This window comes from Lacrimispora algidixylanolytica, assembly GCF_003609635.1.
In the GTDB taxonomy this organism is placed as follows: Bacteria; Bacillota; Clostridia; order Lachnospirales; family Lachnospiraceae; genus Lacrimispora; species Lacrimispora algidixylanolytica.
The window spans coordinates 1-23329 of sequence record NZ_MCIA01000030.1; the positions used below are offsets into that span (position 1 = coordinate 1).

Sequence of the window (23329 nt, forward strand, 5' to 3'; positions counted from 1 at the left end):
TTCCCATCTCCCCAGTCCTTCTTTTACAAGAGGATTTTCCACAAGAGGTAGAGCGCTCTCTAAAAGAGTACGGAATCCCGGAAGGAAAGCTAGCCTTAGAGATTCAAGAATCAGCCTTAACCATGGGGTACTTAAATGCCAATATAACTTTGCAGAAACTAAAAAGCATGGGGGTTGAGCTTATCCTCAATGAGTTCGGATCCGGCTATTCCGGTATCTCCACCATACTAGACCTTCCGGTTGATACTTTAAAGCTTGAGCGTCTGTTCATCTGGCAGTTGGAGACCAACGAAAAATCCCGTTATATCATGGAAGGCCTTATTAGGATGGCAAAAGACCTTAACATAACCATCATAGCAGAGGGTGTGGAAACAGAAAACCAGGTAACAATACTGACTGATGCTGGATGCGATTTTCAGCAAGGTTTTTACTACTCTCCAACGTTAGAAAAAGATGCACTTCTACAGATCCTTGGCACAACTTTAGACGACTCAATACCTGTGTTAGAGGAAGCAAAGCAAAAGATGAGCCGTTCCTAAATAAAAGAAGCGTTTCCTTACCGTTATGGCAGGAAACGCTTCTTTTTATAATTTACTTCCTATTGTTGGCTGGCTTTTTAACGCCGGCCTTTGTACTTCCTGAGACTTCTCATAGAAATAGCGGATAATATCCTTACGTGTAATTATCCCAATGAAATTCTTCTGGTCATCGACTACAGGGACAAAATTTTGCATTAAAGCCTTATCAATTAAGCCCTCCATATCAGAATCCGCATATACGGGACGGTTGTCAGATCTCCTGTCAATGGCTGCTACTGTCACCCGCTCTGATTCTTTAAGGCTGAGACTCAGCTTGTTTTTAATGCCCCAAAGCATGTCCCCTTCTGTGATGGTTCCAACGTATTTCCCCGTTCGATTGATAACAGGTATGGCTGAGTACTTATGATACTCCATCTTCTCTAGCGCTTGGCGCAGAGAATCATCCTCGTAAATATAAGCCACTTCGTTTTTCGGTGTTAAAAAAAATAATATGTTCATAGCCACACTCCCCGTTTATTGTTCGGTATTAGTATAGCAGACGACTCTTAATCGCGTATGAACAATTTATTATTTTTTTATAACTTTTTTCCAGAAGTCTTTCTTGTTATTTCATCTGATTGAGAGGATCAATTGCTTTGTCCTCATGAGTGAGTTCGAAGAATATGTTAGCTCCTTCTACGGAATAATACTTGGTAGGTTCTGCAATATAGCCTAAAACCTGACCCTCTTTCACATATTCATTTTGTTTTACCTGCAGCTCTTTTAATTGGCCGCAAACAGTGGTATATTTGTTGCCCAGATCAAGGACAACATAGTTTCCAATTTCTTCATTGGCTCCGATTTCTTTCACCTTTGCGTTAGCTGGTGCGACAACCGGTGTGCTTACATCTCCCTGGATCACAACACCTGGATTGCATTTATACTGATCCAGAGTTGGGAAGTAGATGGTTGAATCCATGCTGTAGTCTAAAATAACATTTCCCTTTACCGGCCATGTCATTCTGGCAGCGTCGGTAAAATTAAGTACCAGAGACTTAGCAGCATTTTTGTCTGTTCCGGCTTTTACTGCCGGTGCCTGTGTTTCTTGTTTCGCAGTGGCTTTACCTGAATCAACCGCCTGCATTTCTTCTTTCTTCGTTGCGTTAGATTCTCCTGCAACTGCAACCTGTGTTTCCTGGGGAACAGACTCCTGAACAATCATGTTGCTCTGGTCCGGTACCTTTAGATAAGGACTTTCTCCTCCACCATTTCCTCTTTGAACAGTAATAACTCCTGCTGCAGCAACTATAGTCAGCAGGCCTAGAACCAATAGGACAAGGAATACTTTATCCTTGAACATTTGACCTATTCTCTCTTTCACGTTTATCACCTCGATAATATTCTTACCAAGAGTGAAAGAGTTATACAGGATTAATTACAATATTTTTATAAAAATAAGACAGAATTTTTTCTGCTGACCAACCTTCCTCTGCTTTGCATTTTGCTCCGAACTGACTCATGCCGTAACCATGCCCAATTCCCTGGCAAACAATGCGAATTCCACCCTCATATTCTTCAAAGGAAAAAGATGTAGAAGGCAATTGAAGGGCTCGCTGAATATCTTCCCCACTATATGTTTTTGTTCCTATTTGAATCTGTCCCACATAGCCACCTTGATCCCGACTAATAATTTGTATACTTCCTGGTACTTGATCTGGTTTTACTGGAACGTCGCCTGATATCTGGTTTATTTTCCCCACAAAATCTTCTTTGCTTAATTCTGCTACAGACAAATACCCATCTGCCTCCACATCTCGTTTCGCATCCACCGGCTGAAGATAAGGATGATTATTGTCCCCAGCTCTTGTCATACCTGTACTGGCTCTGTGAAACAACGGATCAATTAACGTTCCATTGTAAGTCATGGCCATTTTAGAAGTCGAACGTACTGCATTCTCGATGAGTGCATAACTTGCCACGAAGGATTCGCTTCCCCAAAGCCGTTCCATTTGCTTTTTTTCCAGATACTCCATGTGTAGCTCTGATTCGTTTATTTCATTTTTACCGTTCATCTTTCCATAAATATAAGTTCTTGCAATAATTGCCTGGGCTCTTAAGGCTTCTTTTCCAAAATCAGCAGGCATTTGCTTTGCAACCACTCCTGGCAGGTATTCCTCTACATCCATGGACGAAGATGCACCTTTTCGATCAAGAATTATGGTCTTCCCACTTGTTTCCATGGGAAAGTTCTTTTTCACTTCTATTTTACCCGTCCAGGCCAAAGTTATAATATAAGGAAATAACAGGGCAATAATACATGCCAGTGTCATCTTTTTTACCATGATCATACCACCTTTCTGCCTGGATATAGAATCCGTTACTACCATTTTAGTCCAAGGCCTTGTTCAATATATGCAAAAAAACGCCTCGGAATCACTTCCGAAGCGTTTTAAATCTTTATTCTTCCAGCTCTACTTTTACCTTACTTAAGTGCCAGATATCGTTTACATATTCTGAGATGGTACGGTCAGAGGAAAATTTACCGCTACATGCCACATTTAGCATAGCAGCCTTTGCCCACCATGCTTCATCTTGATACGCCTGACCAATTCGGCTCCTTGCATCTGCATATGATTTAAAATCCTTCAGGATAAAATAAGTATCTGCCCGATCACTGCTAGCCGTATTTAATAAGGAGTTGTAGATATCCCGGAACAGCTCTGGATCTTCTGGAGAGTAGTAACCATTAATTAACTGCATAAGCACTCTTCGGATCTCGAAATCTTGATTAAAGATTTCCATGGGGTCATATCCGCCTTCTTTTTCATAGCGGATTACTTCATCGGAAGTCATTCCAAAGATAAAGGCATACTCTGCTCCCACTTCCTCTATAATCTCCACATTTGCTCCATCCATGGTTCCAAGGGTCAAGGCACCATTTAGCATAAATTTCATATTGCCAGTACCGGAAGCCTCTTTGCTTGCCGTGGAAATCTGTTCACTGACATCTGCAGCCGCGAAGATAATTTCCGCATTGGAAACCTTGTAATCTTCAATGAATACCACTTTAATCTTATCGCCGATGCTACGGTCACGATTGATTACTTCAGCCACCGCATTAACTAACTTAATGGTCAGCTTAGCTCTCTTATAGCCGGCAGCAGCCTTTGCGCCAAAGATAAAGGTCCTTGGCACCATATCCATATTGGGATTATCTTTTAATTGATTGTATAAGTACATCACGTGAAGTATGTTCATTAGCTGACGCTTATACTCATGAAGGCGTTTTACCTGCACATCAAAGATGGACCTTGGATCTATGTCAATCCCGTTATGTTCTTTGATATAATTTGCCAGACGAACTTTATTTTGATATTTGATATCCATAAATTCCTGCTGACATTTGGGATCATCTGCATAAACAGCAAGACGATGAATGTGAGGAAGATTAACGATCCATTCCTTCCCAATCTTCTTTGTTACCCAATCTGCAAGGAGAGGATTTCCATGGAGAAGAAAACGTCTCTGGGTGATGCCGTTTGTTTTGTTGTTGAATTTATCCGGCATCATCTGATAAAAATCTTTTAATTCCTGTTCTTTTAGGATCTCCGTATGAAGTCTTGCGACTCCGTTTACAGAGAAGCCTCCAACAATGGCTAAGTTTGCCATGCGAACCTGACCGTCGTAGATAATGGCCATGCTTCGTACTTTATCCTGATTGCCGGGATACATCTCCATAATCTTTTGCTGGAACCGGCGATTAATTTCTTCTACGATCTGATAAATTCTTGGAAGGAGTCTGGAAAACAGCTCAATAGGCCATTTCTCAAGAGCTTCCGACATAATGGTGTGATTGGTGTATGCACAGGTTTTTGTGGTAATCTCCCACGCTTCATCCCAGCCAAGTCTGTACTCATCAAGGAGAATCCTCATGAGCTCAGGCACTGCTACGGTAGGATGGGTGTCATTGAGCTGGAACACCGTCTTTTCATAGAACCCATGGATGTCACCATGGGTTTCCATGTACTTTACAACGGCTCTTTGTACGCTTGCAGAGATGAAGAAATACTGCTGCTTTAAGCGGAGCTCTTTTCCAGCATAGTGGTTGTCATTGGGATATAAAACTTCTACAATGGTTTTTGCAAGGTTTTGCTGTTCAACGGCTTTTTGATAGTCGCCTTTGTCAAAGGAATCGAGACTAAACGTATTGATGGCTTCTGCATCCCAGATACGAAGGGTATTCACCACATTGTTTCCGTAACCTACAATAGGCATGTCGTAAGGAACGGCGCGGACAGACTGATATCCCTCCTGCACAAAACGTTCCTTTCCCTCTTCCCATACGGTGTTTACATAGCCGCCAAATTTAACCTCGGTGGCATATTCGGCACGGCGAATCTCAAAGGGATATCCATTCTTTAGCCAGTCATCAGGCGCTTCCAGCTGGTATCCATTTTCAATTTTCTGTTTAAACATACCGTAACGGTAACGGATACCACAGCCGTAAGCTGGATACCCAAGAGTTGCCAAAGAGTCCAGGAAACATGCTGCAAGACGGCCCAACCCCCCGTTACCAAGAGCCGGGTCCGGCTCCTGGTCTTCTATGGTATTTAAATCAAAGCCAAGCTCATCTAAAACTTCCTTTACCTCGGGTTGCGCCATGATGTTAATGATGTTGTTTCCAAGAGCACGGCCCATTAAAAATTCCATGGACAGGTAGTAAAGGGTCTTCACATCCTGCTTTTCGTACTCCTTATGGGTCGCAATCCATTCATCGATAATTACATCTTTTACTGCATAAGCAACTGCCTGATACATCTGCTCTTTAGTTGCCTCATCCACTGTCCTGCGAAATACGTTCTTCATATTGAAGATAACGCTTTTTTTAAAGGTATCCTTATCAAATCCCATTCCCATTTCACAAAACCTCCTCACCGCTTACTGAATCTTTTCAACACCTAAGGTCACATTTTCCCCGTTTATGTTCCATTCCTTTTCATATCCGGCTGTTGTTTCATATTGAATGCTGTCCGCAAGGACCTCACTCTTTACTTCCTCTTCATGAGCCTTTAAGATACTTCCAATGGTTTCATTGCCCTTACTGTAAACCCGGATATGGTCCATAACTTCAAATCCGGCTTCTTTACGCATGGTCTGAATCTTACTGATTAGCTCACGCACAAAACCTTCTGTCAAAAGCTCTGGTGTCAAATTCGTATCTAGTACTACGGTTATCGTATTATCTCCCTCAGAAATATATCCTTCTGTCTGAGCCGTATCGATAAGTAAATCTTCTTTTGTAAGTACAACTTCTTCCCCGTTAAAGGTAAAGGTTAGTGCACCTGAATTGTTTAATGTGTCCATTGCCTCATTGCCGTTCACTTCTAAAAGGGCGTTTTTAATATTGCCAAGCTGTTTGCCGTATTTTGGACCTACGGTCTTTAACTGAGGCTTAAAGCTATAGGAAGTGAAATCCCGTACATCGTCTGTAAATACCACTTTTTTCACATTCAGTTCTTCCTCAATGATTTCCTGATAAAAGACTGGAAGTGTGTGAGGTGCCTTTACAAACATCTGACCAATTGGCTGACGGTTTTTGATGTTCGCTGTATTTCTTGCAGCACGGCCCATAACAACTATTTTTAATACTTCATCCATGTTATCTTCTAACTGCTTATCGATAAAGGATTCTTTCACTTCTGGATAATCACATAAGTGAATACTTTCCGGCGCTGTTTTATCAACGCTACAAACAAGATTTTGATAAATCTGCTCTGTCATAAATGGAATCAGAGGCGCCGCTACCTTACTTACAGTAACAAGTGCGGTGTAAAGAGACATATAAGCATTGATCTTATCCTGCTCCATCCCCTTCGCCCAGAAACGCTCTCTACTTCTGCGGACATACCAGTTACTCATATCATCTACAAATTCCTGAAGCGCTCTTGCAGATTCTGGAATCTGATAATTCTCTAAGCAGGTATCCACGGTTTTCACCAAAGTATTTAACTTAGACAACAGCCATTTATCCATAACCGGAAGCTTATCGTAATCTAGCGTATATTTTGTGGGGTCAAATTCATCAATATTCCCATAAAGCACAAAGAATGCATAGGTATTCCAAAGAGTACCCATAAATTTGCGCTGTCCTTCCATGACTGCCTTTCCGTGAAAACGGTTAGGGAGCCATGGCGCACTATTAACATAGAAGTACCACCGGATAGCGTCTGCTCCATATGTCTTAAGAGATTCAAACGGATCAACTGCATTTCCCTTTGATTTGCTCATCTTCTGACCATTCTCATCCTGAACATGGCCGAGAACAATTACATTCTTATAAGGCGCTTGATTAAAAATTAAAGTGGAAATGGCAAGAAGGGAATAAAACCATCCTCTTGTCTGGTCCACAGCCTCGGAAATGAAGTCTGCCGGGAACTGCTGCTCAAATATTTCTTTATTTTCAAATGGATAGTGGTGCTGTGCAAATGGCATGGATCCAGAATCAAACCAACAATCGATTACTTCTGGAACTCTCTTCATTTGCTTTTCGCACTCTGGACAGGTAATGGTCACTGCATCAATATATGGTCTGTGAAGCTCGATTTCATCGGGGCAGTTCTTAGACATCTTCTTTAATTCTTCGATGCTTCCGATGGCGTGCTGATGTCCGCACTCGCATTCCCACACATTAAGCGGTGTTCCCCAATAACGGTTTCTACTAATTCCCCAGTCCTGAACATTCTCAAGCCAGTCACCGAAACGTCCTTTTCCAATGCTTTCTGGAATCCAGTTGATGGTATTGTTATTGCGAATCAAATCCTCTTTTACATCTGTCATCTTAATAAACCAGGATTCTCTTGCATAATAGATCAATGGAGTATCGCATCTCCAGCAATGTGGATAGCTATGCTCAAACGTAGGTGCAGAGAATAAGAGTCCTCTTTCTTCCAGATCCGTTAAGATCATAGGATCAGCCTTCTTACAGAAAACACCTTCCCATTTGGTTTCCTTTGTCATCTCTCCTGCTGCATTTACAAGCTGTACAAAAGGAAGATCGTATTTTTTACCTACCTTGGAATCGTCTTCACCAAAGGCTGGGGCAATATGAACCACACCAGTACCATCGGTCAGCGTAACATAGGTATCGCAAGTAACGAAATAAGCTTTTTTCTCTGGCTGTACAAAGTCAAACAAAGGCTCATATTCCTTATACTCTAAATCCTTGCCCACATAAGTCTCAAGTACGTCAAAACCCTCTCCCAGTACCTTTTCGCAAAGAGCTTCTGCCATATAATAGGTATAATCTCCACTCTTTACCTTTACATAGGTTTCCTTTGGATTGACACAAAGACCAACGTTAGAAGGAAGTGTCCATGGAGTTGTGGTCCATGCAAGAATATAAGCATCTTCCCCTTTTACTTTAAAACGTACAATAGCAGAACGTTCTTTTACATCCTTATAACCCTGAGCAACCTCGTGGCTGGATAAAGGAGTTCCACATCTTGGACAATAGGGAACAATCTTAAACCCTTTATAAAGAAGTCTCTTTTCCCAAATCTGCTTTAATGCCCACCACTCTGATTCAATAAAATTATTTTCATAGGTAACGTAAGGATCATCCATATCCGCCCAAAAGCCTACGGTCTTTGAAAAATCCTCCCACATTCCTTTGTATTTCCAAACGCTTTCCTTACAATATTTAATAAACGGTTCCAGACCATATTCTTCAATCTGCTCTTTCCCATCAAGGCCTAAAGCCTTTTCAACTTCCAGCTCTACTGGAAGTCCATGAGTATCCCAGCCTGCCTTACGTGGAACGTCATACCCTTTCATGGTACGATATCTTGGTATCATATCTTTAATAACACGAGTTAAAACATGGCCGATATGAGGCTTTCCGTTTGCGGTTGGGGGACCATCATAAAACGTATAAGTCTCCGCTTCCTTCCGGTTTTCCATGCTCTTTTTAAAGATCTCACGATCCTCCCAGAATTTTTCAACCTCTTTTTCTCTCGCTACAAAATTCAAGTCTGTAGGAACTTTTCTATACATCGTTTGCGACCTCCATTTCTTTTTATAATAAGAGCCTGGCTTGACAGACTCTAGTGCTGACACGCTGACACGATAGTGGCAATCTTCCTTAAGCGTGGCATGTGCATCCCGCCCGGTAGGGCTTTTTATGTAATAGGTGCATTTCCTATTACATAAAAAAAGCTCCGTCCCGTAAACAGGACGAAGTCAATATTTGCGCTTCGCTATACCACCTATTATCGCATACCAACATATGCTTTTCTTTAACGCAGAAACTACGTCCTGACCTAATGCCAAAGCGTTCAGCCGGAAACTCCGGAGTGATATTCGATTCCAGCTACTTTCACCAGGTTTCCACCCTCCCCGGCTCTCTGTTCATTTCGCTAAGACCTACTGTCTCCATCAACGTTTTTCTTTTTAATATAAGTAGATTTTATATATACTTCCTAATTATAGGATTTAAGAAATGAAATGTCAAGGCCATTTTGGTTTGAGTTAATAAGGTAAAACATAAGAACGGGCACCGAATCATATTAATGAAATTCGACACCCGTTCTACATAACTTCAACCATTGGTTCTTAGATACCTTTCTCTCGTTATTTTACTTTGGCAATCCTTGGATTGCTCAATATGAATTTGTTCCCGTTTCCTTTTGCTTGTAAGCCTCATCTACCAACTAATTAAATTGCATTCTTAGATTTATTTTCTATATTGTTAACCTCCTGTTTGGTAAATTTTAATTCCCTTGCAGTTGTAACCAACTATAGGCATACATAAGATTGGTAAATGTTGTTCTGGTTTCATCCATGCTTTCGCATTTATTCATCACCTGATACGCTTCTTGCAAAAGTGATAGGTGGTCCTATTGCCTGTATCTCTATTTTGAAATCAGGCTAATCTGTTATCTCTGGTGGAATCGACCTCCTTTATCTTGCCATCTTTCGTTATTTATGAAAAATGGTTTTTGTATTTATCTTTTGTTGATGGCTTTATTATACATCATCTCTCTTTAATTAGCAAGTCATTTTATAGTTATTTTGAGTATAAATTATTAATTGTCATATTGTATGTAATTATTCAGTTAATTTAATTTGTTTATACTTTTTAGTAACTGACTTTTCTTTATTGATAGAAAGATATTGTTATTTTTTTATCAATCCCGTTGTATTTTTACGATCTTGTGGTATAATCCTTAAAAGACATTTTTAGATACCAAGTAGATAGGCAGTCTTAATACATAAACTGCTTTACATATCATTCGTTTCTATTGTACTAATTTGCGGAGTGGCAACAGGTCAAAACATTCCTCGGAATGAAAAAACAAATATAATTCTTACCGAAATGAAAAAATATGATATGTGGGCATGATAGTAATACTTAAATCAGTTCATCGTGATGTGTACCATGTTTCATGGAAGTATGATTTATATTCAACCACCCTATTTCCATAAATGAAGATTACTTTATTTAAATGAAAATACCGCAATAATATATCTCTCATAGGTCCGCCTTATCAGTGATTTTGTATCTTATGGGAAACGAATTTGCAAAAGGAGAATAATTATGAGCCAGCGCAATTTGACTTTATTAACAGACCTCTACGAATTGACTATGATGCAGGGGTATTTCAAAGAAAAAGACGCCAACGAAACGGTCATATTTGACGCTTTCTACCGCAGCAATCCAAGTGGAAACGGATACGCCATCAGTGCAGGTCTAGAACAGGTCATTGAATACATCAATGAACTTAGTTTTCATGAAGACGATGTGGATTATCTCAGGTCCACCGGCTTGTTTGAAGAAGACTTTCTTGAATATCTTCGCAAATTTAAGTTTTCCGGGGATATCTATGCCATACCAGAAGGCACTGTCATATTCCCACGGGAACCACTTATAAAAGTAATTGCACCCATTATGGAAGCACAGTTAGTAGAAACCGCTCTTCTTACCATTATTAATCATCAGAGTCTAATTGCTACCAAAACAGCACGAGTGGTTTATGCAGCTGACGGAGATGGAGTTATGGAATTTGGTCTGCGCCGCGCACAAGGACCAGATGCAGGAATCTATGGCGCCAGAGCTGCTATGATTGCAGGCTGTGTCGGCACATCTAACGTATTGGCTGGTAAGATGTTTGGTGTTCCCATTAAAGGAACTCATGCCCATAGCTGGATTATGAGCTTTCCTGATGAGCTGACTGCTTTCCGTAATTACGCGAAGCTCTATCCTACCGCTTGTATTTTGTTAGTGGACACTTATGATACATTAAAATCCGGCGTTCCCAATGCCATAACAGTGTTTAAAGAAATGAGGGAGGCAGGCATACCATTTTCCAATTACGGCATACGCTTAGACAGCGGAGATTTGGCCTACCTTTCCAAAAAGGCAAAACGAATGCTTGTGGAAGCAGGTTTCCCGGATGCCATTATTTCGGCTTCCAATGATCTTGATGAAACATTAATCAACAGTTTGAAGATACAGGGCGCAACCATTAATTCCTGGGGCGTAGGAACCAATCTAATCACCTCCAAAGACTGCCCTTCCTTTGGCGGAGTATATAAATTAGCAGCCATCATGGATAAGAAAACAGGAGAGTTTATTCCTAAAATCAAGCTTTCTGAAAACGCAGAGAAAATCACCAATCCAGGCAATAAGGAAATCAAACGAATCTACAGCCGGGAAACCGGGAAAATTATCGCAGACTTAATTTGCCTGACAGGAGAAACAATAAAAGAAAGCGATTCCCTGCTCCTCTTTGATCCAATAGAGACATGGAAGAAAACCTATCTGGCACCTGACACTTATACGGTTCGTGACCTTATGATCCAGGTATTTAAGGGTGGAGAATGTATTTATCATTCACCGGCTGTCATGGATATTCAGGAATACTGCAAACATGAGCTTAACACACTTTGGGATGAATCAAGACGTCTAGTCAATCCTCACGAAGTCCATGTGGATCTCTCTAAGAAGCTTTGGGAGATGAAAAATCAATTGTTGGACAGCTATCATTTTACCAACTCCTGATGATAGATATAACCAAATCAATGAAAGAGGAGCATGAACCTTCTACGGGTTCATGTTCCTCTTTTTTCAATTACTTCCTATTAAGAAAATAATACAGTGCTCCTCTTAAATTGGAATCATTATAAAATTCACATGCTGTGATTTTTGGTTTTTTTACCGCTATACCATAAGCTGCACTGGGATGGGCTTCGAAGAGATAATCCATCTCTTTTCTGATCTCTTCTAATAATATAGGCTGCTGACTAATCCCACCACCTATAGCAATAACCTCCAAATCCAAAAGGGTCTGAAAATTATAGATGCTTCCAGCAAGCTTTTTCACATAATTATGAAGAACCTTGCAGGCAGTTTCCTCTCCCTGATTGATTAGTTCAAACATTCTGACTCCATCTATTTCGGACGGATCAATTCCCGTTTCTTTTGCATAGGTACGACCAAGTGCCAAAGAAGAGCCGGTAACCGCCATATAACTTTCAGAACGCTTTGGGTTGTCCAGATCCAGATTAATAAAGCTGATCTCACCTGCTGTGTAATTAGAGCCACGGTATAATTTGCCATCAATAATAAGGCCCATTCCTACACCGGTGCCAAGTACAATGACAGCTCCGTTTCTTACTCCCTTAAGGCTTCCGTTCCATTGCTCCGCCATGGCGGCACATTTTGCGTCATTGTCTACAGAAGAGGGCAATCCATATCGTTTCTGTATTTCTTCACACAGGTTAAGACCCATGAGGTAAACAAGTCCACCTGCTGTATGTAAGAAGCCTGTATCAACATCCACCTGCCCGGGAGTGCTAAATGCAATCCCACCTATGTCATGTCTTCTAGGCAGAACAATCTGATCTAAAACGTTAAAATAATCTTCTGCTGTTTTTTTCTTGTCGGGTGTTGGTTCTTTGCCTTTTTCCAAAATAGTACCAAGATCATCCATCACAGCATATTTGATAAAAGTTCCTCCATTATCAATTGCCAAGTATCTCATCCTTCTCCTCCTGTCATGCTTATGTGTAAAATCATGCTAAAAAGCTAATATCAGGACAACTAACCCCTCCCAGATTCCCCTGACAACCTAAGCTATGTCTTATCTTATTATTTTGTGAAATAAAAGGCAATATGTTTTTATACTATTTTTTAATTTTTTGATACTTCATAGAGTTTTGCATAGGGCCCGCCTTGTGCGATTAACTCATCATGAGTCCCTGTTTGTGCAATTCCTGTTCCATCTAATACTACAATCTGGTCTGCATGACGAATGGTAGAAAGCCTGTGAGCAATTACCAGTGTGGTGCGTTCCTTCGACACTTCATCAAGGGCTTCCTGAATCTCCGCTTCCGTCTTTGCATCAAGTGCAGAGGTGGCTTCATCTAAAATTAAGATGGGGGAATTACGCAAAATAGCTCTGGCAATCGAAAGTCTCTGCTTCTGTCCACCTGACAGTCGGATGCCTCGCTCCCCAATTTGCGTTTCATATCCCTGTTCTAAGGCTTCGATAAAGGTGTGAGCATTGGCGGCTTCTGCTGCTGCAATTACCTGTTCTCTCGTTGCTTCCTTCCAGCCATAAGCAATATTTTCATATACCGTTCCATGAAATAGGAAGGTATCTTGAAGCACCATGGAAATATTATCTCTTAGACTTTCTAAGGAAACCTCACGGATATCGACACCATCTACTAATACCGCCCCCTTTTGAGGATCGTAAAATCGGTTTACTAGATTGGCAATGGTACTCTTTCCCACACCCGTTGTTCCTACTAAAGCTACGGTATGGCCTGCTTTTATGGTAAGGTTCACGTTTTCGAGAACGGGAATCTCTTCATTGTAGGAAAAGGATAAGTTCTGAAGCTGGATTTCTCCACGTACGCGAGGCAGCACAGTTACATGCTCCGCTTCCTTTACATCTGAAATCTCATCTATGACCTCAAACACACGGCGGCATCCTGCTGATGCCTCTCCTGCACGTTCCACAAGGCCGGAAAAACTTTTCACCGGGCCGTAAAACATAGAAAGGTACATGACAAAACCTACGATATCAGCGATGGAAACACTGCCCACGCTAACCAGGTGACCTCCGTACACAATTACAAGCACAGTACCAAGTGCCGTTACAAATGCCAACAAAGGATACGTTGTTTCAAAAAAGAAGCTGGCACGAAGATAAGCCATGCTATGTCTTTTTGATAAGTCAGTTACCTTCAGTTCTTCTTGCTTTTGCTGGTTAAATATCTGAATCTCTTTGATTCCGGAAAGGTTATCTTGCACCGTTCCAGCCAGCTCTCCCCTCACCTTGGAATTTTCTTTCCAGACTGGTGAAACATGTTTGCTTTGCCAAATGGTGATCCACACAAGGATGGGGATCGTTATTAGGCTCATAAATGCCAATCTCCAGTTGATGGTAAAAAGAAGTGCTCCCACGCCAATAAAGGTGAGGATATTGGAAGCGAAATCTGGAATCACATGAGCGAGAAGCACTTCTGCATCCAGTGAGTCGCTTACCACACGGCCCGTCAAATCACCGGTACGGCTTTTGTGAAAATACTTAAGACTCATATGCTGAAGCTTGCTGTAAAGTCTTGTTCTTAAATCAGCCACATAATTAAGAGCAGCATAATGATTTAAATAACCGGAAGCGGAGCTACCAGCTGCTTGTAGCGCGGTGGTAAACAATAAAAAAAGACCGATGCGCAGAGCCTCTTTTCCAAAATCAGCAGATCCCTCCGTAGCAAGTCCCGTAAGTTCACGAAGTGCCCACGGCATGTAAAATCCGGCTGCAGTTGAAATAATCAAAGAAAGCAGACCAGCAATAAGAAAAATCCAGTATTTTCTTGCCTCTTTAAATATTCGAATGGCTGTCTCCATAAACCTACACCTCCTTTCCAGATACAGGGGCAGCGGGTAAAAGATTGTAGGTAAGACAAACCGGCCGACCAGTTTTTGGCTCATGAACGACCTGTGCATCAATGAAGAAGGCTTCCTTAAGTACGTCAGGCGTCATGACTTCTTCCGGGGTTCCATGCTTTATGACTTTGCCCGAGCGGATTGCAATCATATAATCAGAAAAACGAGCGGCCAAGTTTAAATCATGAAGAACCATCGCAATGGTGCAGCCTTGTCTGCGGTTTAGATCGTATAACAGTTCCAAAACTTCTAACTGATGGGCAAGATCCAGATAAGTGGTCGGCTCATCAAGAAGAATTAAATCTGTCTGTTGTGCCAGGGCCATGGATATCCAGACACGCTGTCTTTGTCCTCCGGAAAGTGTGTCTACCTCCCGGTTCTCAAATTCTGTCAGCTTTGTGACAGAAAGGGCCCATTGGATAATTTTTTTATCTTCTGAGGTCAGCTTTCCAAATCCTTTCTGATGAGGAAACCTGCCATAAGCTACTAATTCGCTGACGGTTAAGCCACTTGGAGCTGATGGTGACTGAGGAAGAATCGCCATTTTCTTAGCGATTTCCTTGGTTGAAAGCGTTCTGATATCATCTCCATTTAAATACACCATACCATTTTTCGGCTTTAGGATACGCCCCACGGCTTTTAATACGGTGGATTTACCACAGCCGTTAGGTCCAATGATGGTCGTTACCTTTCCGTGTGGTATGTTAATGTCCAATGATTCTACAATCAGGTCATCGTCGTATGCAATATCTAAATTTTCCGTTGTAATGCTGTTCATAAATCCTCCTTTTCTAAGAATATAAGCTACCCGTTTGATTTTCCTAACAAATATAAAAAGTAAGGGGTGCTTAAAACAGTGATGACAATTCCTGTGGGCACATCAGTTCCTAGACTGATAGAACGGGTAATGGTGTCGGCAAACAGTATAAGAATTGCTCCTGTTAGACAGGAGGCTGGTAAGAGAAACTTGTGGTTTGGTCCAACGATCTTCCTTGCCATATGGGGAGAAATCATTCCCACAAAAAAGAAATTTCCGCCAAGGGCAACACCGCCGGAGGCCAGAGCTACTGCCGCAATGGACAGCCCTAAAAATTCTGGTTTTACGGCAACACCAAGGCCAGTGGCTGTTTCATTTCCAAGATGCAGTGTATTTAAAATCCGGGATTTATAAATCACGTAAAGGATCAAAATAAGAGTCCAGGGGGCCAGCACTGCCAGGTACCTCCAATCATCTCCCCAAAGACTTCCAGCGCCCCAACGTTGCATAAAGTCCATCTGATTTTGATCCAGCTTTAAGGTAAGAAGGGTCGTAAGGGCACCATATCCGCTGGATAAGGCGATTCCGGTTAAAATCAGACCGGTTGGAGATATATCTCTTCCCCTTCGATAGGAAAGGATAAAGATAAGTCCTGCGGCTGTCATACCTCCCACAAAAGCGAGAAGAGGTAGAACAAAAGCGGAGGAGGTCCCTTTTGAAGCAAACATGACTACAAAGATTAAGACAAATAGTCCGGAACCTGAGCTGATTCCCAGAGTACCCGGGCTTGCCATATCATTTCTAAGAAGGCTTTGCATGATGCAGCCTGAGGCACCCATACCAATACCAACTAAAACTGCTAAAACAATGCGGGGCAGACGAAATTCGAATATGATGAGATTTTGTTTATCCGTTCCTTTTCCAAGGATTACCTGAAATACCTCAGATATTGATAGGCTCATCTTGCCAGAATTGATACTGATCACAGCGATTGCCACCATAATAACCACTAGAAGAGCAAGAATCATCACTCCCCGTCCCAGAGTGAACCGTTTCTTTTTCATTCAAATTCCCTCCTTTGTTTTTTTGCAAGATAAAGGAAGTAAGGGACACCAATCACTGCAAAGATGATACCAAGAGGAGTCTCATAAGGTTTATTGATCAGTCTTCCCGTAAGATCAGCAAATACCGTTAAAAGAGCGCCGTAAAGCCCGGAAGCTGGTATGATATAGCGATAATCCACCCCCACGAAATAACGCACGATATGGGGCGTAATTAAGCCTACAAATCCAACTGGGCCTACTACAACAACTGAAAGACCGGTGAGAACCAACACCACTACTGTTGAAATTCCTTTTAAGATGTTTGTATTCATTCCAAGTCCAATTGCCACATCTTCTCCTAAACTCATAACAGTAACGGATGGAGATATGGCAATTGCAACAAGCACACCTCCAATAAAAAAGGGAGCAACAATGGCAAGCTCACTCCATTTAGCTCCGGCCGTCCCACCTGCAGTCCAGTAAGCAAGCGCCTGTCCCAGATGGTATCTGATAGAAAAATACTGACTGAATGCACCAAATAACATGGAAATGGAGATTCCGGCCAGCACCAGTCTTTGGGGCGTCATTCCCCGCTTTCCCAAAGATGCGATATAATAAGTCATTCCGGTTGCTACTGCCGCCCCCAGAAAAGCAAATGCCATGGTCTGTCCATAGGTGCGGCTTGGGAAAAATGCCATAGCAATGGCAATGGCAAACGTCGCACCGCTGCTAATTCCCATAAGGCCAGAGTCTGCCAATGGGTTTCTGGTGGTTCCCTGCATTAGTGCTCCACAGACTGCAAGGCTGCATCCCACCAATATATCCGCAACGGTTCTTGGAAACCGCAGGGCGTGTATGATTTGATGCTCTGTCAAAGTGGGATCAAAATTGAAAACGGCGCCCCAGGCGGTGGACAAACGCATATCGGCAGCTCCAAAGGAGATGGAGGCTGCCGATACCAATATTAGTAGTCCAACCCCAAGAACGATATAGAGAGAAAAGCGGGCCGCGCCTTTCCACTTGTTGGGGAGATTTTGCATGTTATGTTCCTTTCCAGATTATTTCGCTATGGAATTGATGGCATCTACGAGATAATCCATCTGTGCTGTTAAGCTTAACACATCAGAATAATAAAAGAGGCCGGCCTTACTGCTTGGTATACTAACCACCTGATTATTTATGACTGCTGGAAGGCTGCTCCATATGGCAGACTGTTCATATTCGCTTGGCTCTCCTTCGGCAGAGTCATAGGTATGAAACCAGAGCATGTAATCTCCGAAATAATCGGCTGCCACTTCATAACTTAAGCCTTCCCTATTTTCTCCTTTTTCCTTAATGAGCTGCTCCAGCTTTTCCGGTTTCTTTAAGCCAAGATAATTATAAAGAAGAGTGCCTCCTCTTGACTGTGTTTCATAATAAATACCGTAAGAACCAGAGCCCCAATCCTCATTGATGCTAAATGTCTTGTCCTTAAACTTATCACCATGAAGCGTTTCTTTTGCAGTAGCAAGTTTAGTCTGGAAGGTATCAACAGCGGCCTGGGCCTTTTCTTCTCGGCCCGTTGATTTGCCTAAAAACATAATTCTATCGATGGGATTTAACTCCCCTTCTGGAACGACAATTACAGGTGCAATGCTTTTAAACTTTTCGTAATCATCTTTACTATAAGTAATAATAAGATCTGGATCCAAGGTCATGACCTCTTCCCGTTCCCAATTTTTAATTCCTGTTGTCTTCATCATTTTATCATAATAAGGCATTCCCTCATGAGACCAGCCAAAATATCCCACTACATTCAAATCAAGTGCAAGCACATCACCAATATACCAGTTTACAACAACTTTCTTTGGATCTGTTGGTACTTCAATCTCTCCCATAACCGTTTGTACCTTGCGGGTTTCACTTACCTGGGTTTTGGTAACCGGCAAAGTCTCGTTTGTTACATCTTGTTTCTTGCTCTGGCAGCCAGTGACTGCCATTATAATTGTCATACCTAAAATAGCAGAAAGAAATCGTTTGCTGCATTTTCTCATAATAATATCTCCTTTGATTGCTCTCCTTTGAATGGGGGCATTATGTATACCGAACTATAGTTAGATAAAGCTAACTCACCGCGATATTCTAACATGTTCCATCTCTTCTGTCAATCCATAAAGGCCAATTTGAAAAGAGGTTAATTACAATGAATCATTACATTAAACCCTGATTTTATATGGACATTTTAACATTTTCTTCCGTTTTTCTCATGCTGTTTTGGATTGTTCCTATCACATTTTGGATTACATTTACTTGAAAGTGTAAGGGAAAGCATGATATACTCTTCCTATGATAACAAGGAGGACAGACATGGAATATACTGATGAATACAACCTAGGCTGGGGAGCTTTTGCCAGATATTTTGGCTTTGATACAACGTGGCATGGCAACTATGCCATGCATACTCTCCCCGGGACCTGGAAAAATGGCTGGATCTCTGAGACGAATCCGGCTAAAGGTCTGCATGTTGCCAGTGCCTGGTTTCAATCCAATGAGGAAATCGATTATAAGATGAATATTGAAACGCCATATCTTCTTATTCTTTGTATCGACACTGGTGATATGACTGTTACGCAAAAAGGAAAACAAGCCAAAAAGTTAAGTCCCTTCACTCATCTCATCATCAGCAGTCAAACACCTGTCCGCCTTACGATTCCAGCAGGAATGCACATGTGTTTTACCAGTGTTTTGATCTTTGACTCCTGTATTGAGAATTTTTTAGCTGCTACGGGTTATACCTATCCCATACGGGTTTCGGATGCAAAGAAGTGGAAACCACAACATATAGATGCTCCAAACGTCATGATGGTGATGGAGCAGCTTCGCTGGGGCGTCCGCGGAGACAGGCTCCCTCCTCCTGCATACTTGTGTAAAGCCATTGAACTTCTGTGCCTCTTTGCCCATAATAGAGACAAAGAGACTATAAAAGGCGAACGCCGCAATTACGTTACCTGGAGCGATGAGATGAAGCTTTACCATGTCAAGGAAATCATTGACGAATCCCCTCTATCCCTTCCTTCCAATGAAGAATTATGCCGCATTGCGCAAATGAGTGAAAGCAAGCTGCGTATTTCCTTTAAAAGTTTATACAGTAAAACTCTTTACGCTTATACCAGGGAATCTATTATGAAACGAGCCATGCAGATGTTGGCTGATGATGACTTAAACATTAAGAATATTGCCAACTTATGTGGATACGAAAATGCCGCAAAATTCACTGCGGCATTTAAAGAGATTCACGGGATCACTCCAAGTGAATTCCGTAAGGGATTTGGGTTGTAAAGCAATCTGGTTTATTTATCAATCAACGCCTTCATTAAGTAATTTAGCTGTACTTCGGAAGAATACAGGTCAATGTCATAGAAAAGGTTGTGATCGATCTGAATCACATGACCGGCTTTCACGGCTGGAATGGAGTTCCATACAGGATTATCTGCAAGATTTCCTAATTCTCCGCTGAATATAATATAATCACCGGCATAATCCTGAACAGATTCCATGGAAAGTTCCCGGTACTGTTCCTTTGCTATGATTTCCTTCTGGATGATATCAGGTGCTTTAAGACCTAACTGGCTGTAAAGCAGATCTCCTCCTCGTCCCCATTTGTCACCATAAACCCATATGCTGCCACTACTGCCGGAGTCGAATATGCTAAATGTCTGGGAATCAATGCCTTTTTGATTCAAGGTTTCCTTTGCTTTGGCAATTTTCTCTTTAAAGTCGACCAGCGCTTTCTTTGCTTCTTCCTCTTTATTAAGAATTTCACCTAAGTACGTTACCCGTTCATCCATGGAAAGTTGGGTGAAAGGAATAAGGATTGTAGGTGCAATTTTAGAAACCTCATCGTATTGTTCCTGATTGACTACTAAAATCAAATCCGGGTCAAAAGCCATGATTTCCTCTGCTTCAAATTGATTCCATACCGGCAAATCCGCTACCTCTTTTTCATAGGCTGTTCCATCTGCTTGATAGGTGGCCACTGGAATGACGCCAAGTGCAAGTAAATCACCCATCCCATAGGTTGCAATCACTCGTTTGGGCTCTGCAGGAACTTTCACATCCCCCATAGAAGTTTGAATGGTTCTATCTCCGCCTTTTTGGTCACTTTCTGCTTCCACTGATGTACTAAGGGATTGATTGATTGCATCGTTTGTTGATGTCTTGCTGCATCCGGAAATAAGCAAGGCAAGGGACATTAAAGTTAGAGAAACTGCTGTAATTTTTTTTGATTTATGCATGATGTATGCTCCTTTTTTATGAGTTCGTTATAACTAACTCACGAAAGTATATCATACAAGGCTACAAAAGTACAACTGCAATGGAGTTTTGTTCACATTCTAGTCATAATCTTTTTACAACATGGTCAAACTCTCTTCATATTTGGGCGATATACTAAATTCATCAGATAAAGATGTTGCCAACATACTTTAATAAAATTTTTTTCATAATTGCCGGTATTCAAAAATTGAATGCCGGCTCCTCCCTTTTATAGGGCTTTTTTTATATCTGCTTCTTTACAATGGAGTATTCATTTCCAAATCTAATATATGGACATCGCTTCGATGAATTGCTTATGAAGCGCATATACTCATCTTCGTCAAGGTTCATTTCACATTCGTAGTACTCATATTCTTCGTTATAATTATAATACATGCAGTCTTCACAACCAATTTTCTCTGCCATGTCTAATTCTCCTTTTTTAACTTCCTTTTGCCCTTAAGAGCATTTGCTCCCAGTTTTAGCAACTTTACCACGGTTTCATCCACAAGAACCGCTATTGCCAGGGAGATTGCGAAGGTAAGTGCTGTTTCAAAAAGTATTCTGGGCACATAATAATGACGCAACATTGTTTTCTCTGCGATCCCTTTGACCATCTGACCAAGGATTAAGTAATGAATCAAATATATGGAATAGCTGTACCGGCTGATAAAACTTGCCGCTTTTATTAAAAACGGGATTTGTATGTCGCCATAATGATAACAAAATAAAAACATGGATACTGCCATGGCAATCATAGGATAGGCCATATCATGAATCCCCGGGGTATAAGCAGGTATCATATATTTCTGAAGTAAGGTTATAAAAAAACCGGCTGCTCCAAGAATGGCAAATGGCTGGTAAGGGGTATTCCGGTATAAACGAGTCCCTATGTATCCCAAAACAAAATAGATCAGCCAGCCTTTAAAAATCATATAAGTGATCGCTGGTTCGATATTAATGCCAAGTGGAGGTAAATAGGTAGAAAGTCCCTGAACCAGGAGTATGATGATTAAAAAAATCTTGAGTTCATGATCTGTCATGGCATGAAACATCCGGGCGAGAAACGGGGTACACACATAAAGTGCCATTAAAACATACATAAACCACAAATGAGGCGCAGAGGGTATGGTCTGAGTAACCAGCTCGAAGAGAAAAGCTCGTCCATGCTCGTACCAAGTCTGTGATTCCGTTGCCAGGTACACATTATAATACCAATAATATATCCCACAGTAGACAGCGAAAGGAATAAAAATCCCCAAAAACCGTCTCCAATAAAATTCTTTAATATCCTGTCCATGGGACTGTAGAAGGAAAAGTCCACTGAGCATAAAAAAGATACCTACAAAGGCCAGAAGTACAGGGGTAAGAGCCGCAGAAAACAGCCATTGCGCTTTGTTTTCCGCTTCTAGAGGAATGGCATGAACCATAATTACGGCTAGTACTGCGAAGGTCCTTAGATAGTCGTATTTGATTTCACGTTTCTTCGTTTCCATGGTATAAACCTCCTCCTCTTTCTAGGAGAAAGTATAACATAAAATGTTCGTTATTGACACTTTTTTTATTTGTTTTGAAAAAAGTGTAGACAAATGAAAAAACCTATGGTATTATTATGAAGCTGTCAGCAAGGACAGAGAAAAAACGGCCTATTGGTCAAGCGGTTAAGACACCGCCCTCTCACGGCGGAATCCCGGGTTCGATTCCCGGATAGGTCATAAAACCTGATTTTCCTTTTTTGGAAAATCAGGTTTTTTGTTATATAATGAAGTTTTTATATCGTTGTGAATCTGATTTTCTAGCATCGTTACCCTATATCTTAAAAAGGAGAATAACACATGAATGTGATTGTAAGGAACAACCAAACCATCGGCCTGATTGATAAGGAAATTAAAATAGCTGATGTACAGACCATGCTTGATCTTATGGCTTCTGCTCATTATAACAGTGAGTGTATGGGGATTGTATTGTATAAAGAAAGTTTAGACGAACGTTTCTTTGACCTTAAGACTGGCTTTGCAGGGGAAATACTTCAAAAGTTTGCTAATTATAATTTTAAGATGGCAGTTATCGGGGATTACTCCCATTATACCAGCAAAAGTTTAATGGACTTTATATTTGAAAGCAATAAAGGGAAAATGGTATTCTTTAAAAAGGACTTAGAGGAAGCTCTATTGTCACTTGCGCCTTAAATAATAAGATAAATCCACCATTATTATACCAATAAATTTGATAAATGGGTTGATAGATGGTTGTAACAAAAAAAGATCCGGATGGAAATGACAACAATCATTTCCATCCGGATCTTTTTTCATCTATGATATTATGCAAGTGACTTTCCAAGCTCCACGCACTGTGCTTCTCCATCTGCATCAGGCTCATTGTTGCAGATTACGCACTCATGTACAAGAACTGCTCCGTCCTTTTTACAGGTTTCTTCCCAGTCTCTCATCCATTCGCCGTCTCCCCAACCATAGGAACCAAATAGAGCAATTTTCTTTCCTGTTAGTTTCGGTTCGCAGCCTTTAAACATAGGTTCAAACTCGCCATCTTCTAATTCTTCGCCTCCCATGGAAGGACAACCAAAGGCAACTGTATCGAATTGATCTACCTGTTCTGGCTGGAAATCAGATGCGGTAAATACGGAAACTTCTGCGCCTGCTTCCTTCGCTCCTTCAGCTACCTTCTTTGCCATAACCTCTGTATTTCCTGTGCCGCTCCAAAAAACAACTGCTACTTTACTCATCTTATCCTACCTCTTCTTTCC

General features: G+C 41.3%; 19 protein-coding genes and 1 tRNA gene. 5 read left to right on the forward strand and 15 right to left on the reverse strand.

Annotated features, from left to right (window positions below; all coding sequences use genetic code 11):
* On the forward strand, window positions 1-539 hold a 539-nt coding region (locus BET01_RS13980), incomplete at its 5' end, for an EAL domain-containing protein (RefSeq protein ID WP_147422820.1).
* A gap of 45 nt (window positions 540-584) precedes the next feature.
* Here BET01_RS13980 and BET01_RS13985 read toward each other — a convergent pair.
* The 5 genes from BET01_RS13985 to ileS form a co-directional block, all read right to left on the reverse strand.
* The gene (locus BET01_RS13985; RefSeq protein WP_120197428.1) at window positions 585-1037 is read right to left on the reverse strand and encodes a CBS domain-containing protein; all 453 of its coding nucleotides are present in this window, start codon (window positions 1035-1037) and stop codon (window positions 585-587) included.
* A 106-nt stretch (window positions 1038-1143) separates the two neighbouring features.
* Window positions 1144-1899 (reverse strand): M23 family metallopeptidase, encoded by a 756-nt coding sequence (locus tag BET01_RS13990; RefSeq protein WP_120197429.1) that lies wholly within the window; start codon window positions 1897-1899, stop codon window positions 1144-1146.
* 40 nt (window positions 1900-1939) lie between these two features.
* Window positions 1940-2860, reverse strand: a complete 921-nt coding sequence (locus tag BET01_RS13995) for a SpoIID/LytB domain-containing protein (protein ID WP_120197430.1) — start codon at window positions 2858-2860, stop codon at window positions 1940-1942.
* Window positions 2861-2975: 115 nt separating this feature from the next.
* Window positions 2976-5435: a glycogen/starch/alpha-glucan phosphorylase gene (locus BET01_RS14000; RefSeq protein WP_120197431.1), complete on the reverse strand. Its 2460-nt coding sequence runs from the start codon at window positions 5433-5435 to the stop codon at window positions 2976-2978.
* Window positions 5436-5456: 21 nt separating this feature from the next.
* The gene (gene ileS, locus BET01_RS14005) at window positions 5457-8570 is read right to left on the reverse strand and encodes an isoleucine--tRNA ligase (protein WP_120197432.1); all 3114 of its coding nucleotides are present in this window, start codon (window positions 8568-8570) and stop codon (window positions 5457-5459) included.
* A 1543-nt stretch (window positions 8571-10113) separates the two neighbouring features.
* On the opposite strand from ileS, the gene BET01_RS14010 reads away from it, so the two are divergent.
* Window positions 10114-11577: a nicotinate phosphoribosyltransferase gene (locus BET01_RS14010; RefSeq protein ID WP_120197433.1), complete on the forward strand. Its 1464-nt coding sequence runs from the start codon at window positions 10114-10116 to the stop codon at window positions 11575-11577.
* 70 nt (window positions 11578-11647) lie between these two features.
* Here BET01_RS14010 and BET01_RS14015 read toward each other — a convergent pair whose 3' ends face one another.
* The 6 genes from BET01_RS14015 to BET01_RS14040 all read right to left on the reverse strand — a co-directional run bounded on the left by BET01_RS14015 (window position 11648) and on the right by BET01_RS14040 (window position 18305).
* Window positions 11648-12559, reverse strand: a complete 912-nt coding sequence (locus BET01_RS14015; RefSeq protein WP_120197434.1) for an ROK family protein — start codon at window positions 12557-12559, stop codon at window positions 11648-11650.
* Window positions 12560-12708: 149 nt separating this feature from the next.
* Window positions 12709-14433 (reverse strand): ABC transporter ATP-binding protein, encoded by a 1725-nt coding sequence (locus BET01_RS14020; RefSeq protein ID WP_120197435.1) that lies wholly within the window; start codon window positions 14431-14433, stop codon window positions 12709-12711.
* A 4-nt stretch (window positions 14434-14437) separates the two neighbouring features.
* The gene (locus BET01_RS14025; protein ID WP_120197436.1) at window positions 14438-15250 is read right to left on the reverse strand and encodes an ABC transporter ATP-binding protein; all 813 of its coding nucleotides are present in this window, start codon (window positions 15248-15250) and stop codon (window positions 14438-14440) included.
* Window positions 15251-15276: 26 nt separating this feature from the next.
* The gene (locus BET01_RS14030) at window positions 15277-16293 is read right to left on the reverse strand and encodes a FecCD family ABC transporter permease (RefSeq protein WP_120197437.1); all 1017 of its coding nucleotides are present in this window, start codon (window positions 16291-16293) and stop codon (window positions 15277-15279) included.
* Complete coding sequence (locus BET01_RS14035) at window positions 16290-17312, reverse strand: FecCD family ABC transporter permease (protein ID WP_120197438.1); 1023 nt, start codon at window positions 17310-17312, stop codon at window positions 16290-16292. The genes BET01_RS14030 and BET01_RS14035 overlap by 4 nt, the downstream gene beginning before the upstream one ends.
* 18 nt (window positions 17313-17330) lie before the next feature.
* A complete protein-coding gene (locus BET01_RS14040) occupies window positions 17331-18305 on the reverse strand; it encodes an ABC transporter substrate-binding protein (RefSeq protein WP_243117232.1) in 975 nt (324 codons plus the stop codon).
* 313 nt (window positions 18306-18618) lie between these two features.
* Between BET01_RS14040 and BET01_RS14045 the strand changes: the two genes are divergently transcribed.
* Window positions 18619-19590, forward strand: coding sequence for a helix-turn-helix domain-containing protein (locus BET01_RS14045; protein WP_158585071.1), 972 nt, complete (start codon window positions 18619-18621; stop codon window positions 19588-19590).
* An 11-nt stretch (window positions 19591-19601) separates the two neighbouring features.
* Here BET01_RS14045 and BET01_RS14050 read toward each other — a convergent pair whose 3' ends face one another.
* The 3 genes from BET01_RS14050 to BET01_RS14060 all read right to left on the reverse strand — a co-directional run bounded on the left by BET01_RS14050 (window position 19602) and on the right by BET01_RS14060 (window position 22061).
* Window positions 19602-20546 carry an ABC transporter substrate-binding protein gene (locus BET01_RS14050; RefSeq protein ID WP_120197440.1) on the reverse strand — a complete coding sequence of 315 codons (945 nt, stop codon included), beginning with the start codon at window positions 20544-20546 and terminating at the stop codon, window positions 19602-19604.
* A gap of 262 nt (window positions 20547-20808) precedes the next feature.
* Complete coding sequence (locus BET01_RS14055) at window positions 20809-20991, reverse strand: DUF6472 family protein (RefSeq protein WP_120197441.1); 183 nt, start codon at window positions 20989-20991, stop codon at window positions 20809-20811.
* A gap of 2 nt (window positions 20992-20993) precedes the next feature.
* On the reverse strand, window positions 20994-22061 hold the full coding sequence (locus BET01_RS14060; RefSeq protein WP_120197442.1) for an acyltransferase: 1068 nt from the start codon (window positions 22059-22061) through the stop codon (window positions 20994-20996).
* A gap of 147 nt (window positions 22062-22208) precedes the next feature.
* Between BET01_RS14060 and BET01_RS14065 the strand changes: the two genes are divergently transcribed.
* Window positions 22209-22280, forward strand: a tRNA-Glu gene (locus BET01_RS14065).
* Between the two features lie 120 nt (window positions 22281-22400).
* Window positions 22401-22754: a DUF4180 domain-containing protein gene (locus BET01_RS14070; RefSeq protein ID WP_120197443.1), complete on the forward strand. Its 354-nt coding sequence runs from the start codon at window positions 22401-22403 to the stop codon at window positions 22752-22754.
* Between the two features lie 131 nt (window positions 22755-22885).
* Here BET01_RS14070 and BET01_RS14075 read toward each other — a convergent pair whose 3' ends face one another.
* A complete protein-coding gene (locus BET01_RS14075) occupies window positions 22886-23308 on the reverse strand; it encodes a flavodoxin (protein WP_120197444.1) in 423 nt (140 codons plus the stop codon).
* Window positions 23309-23329 lie beyond the last annotated feature (21 nt).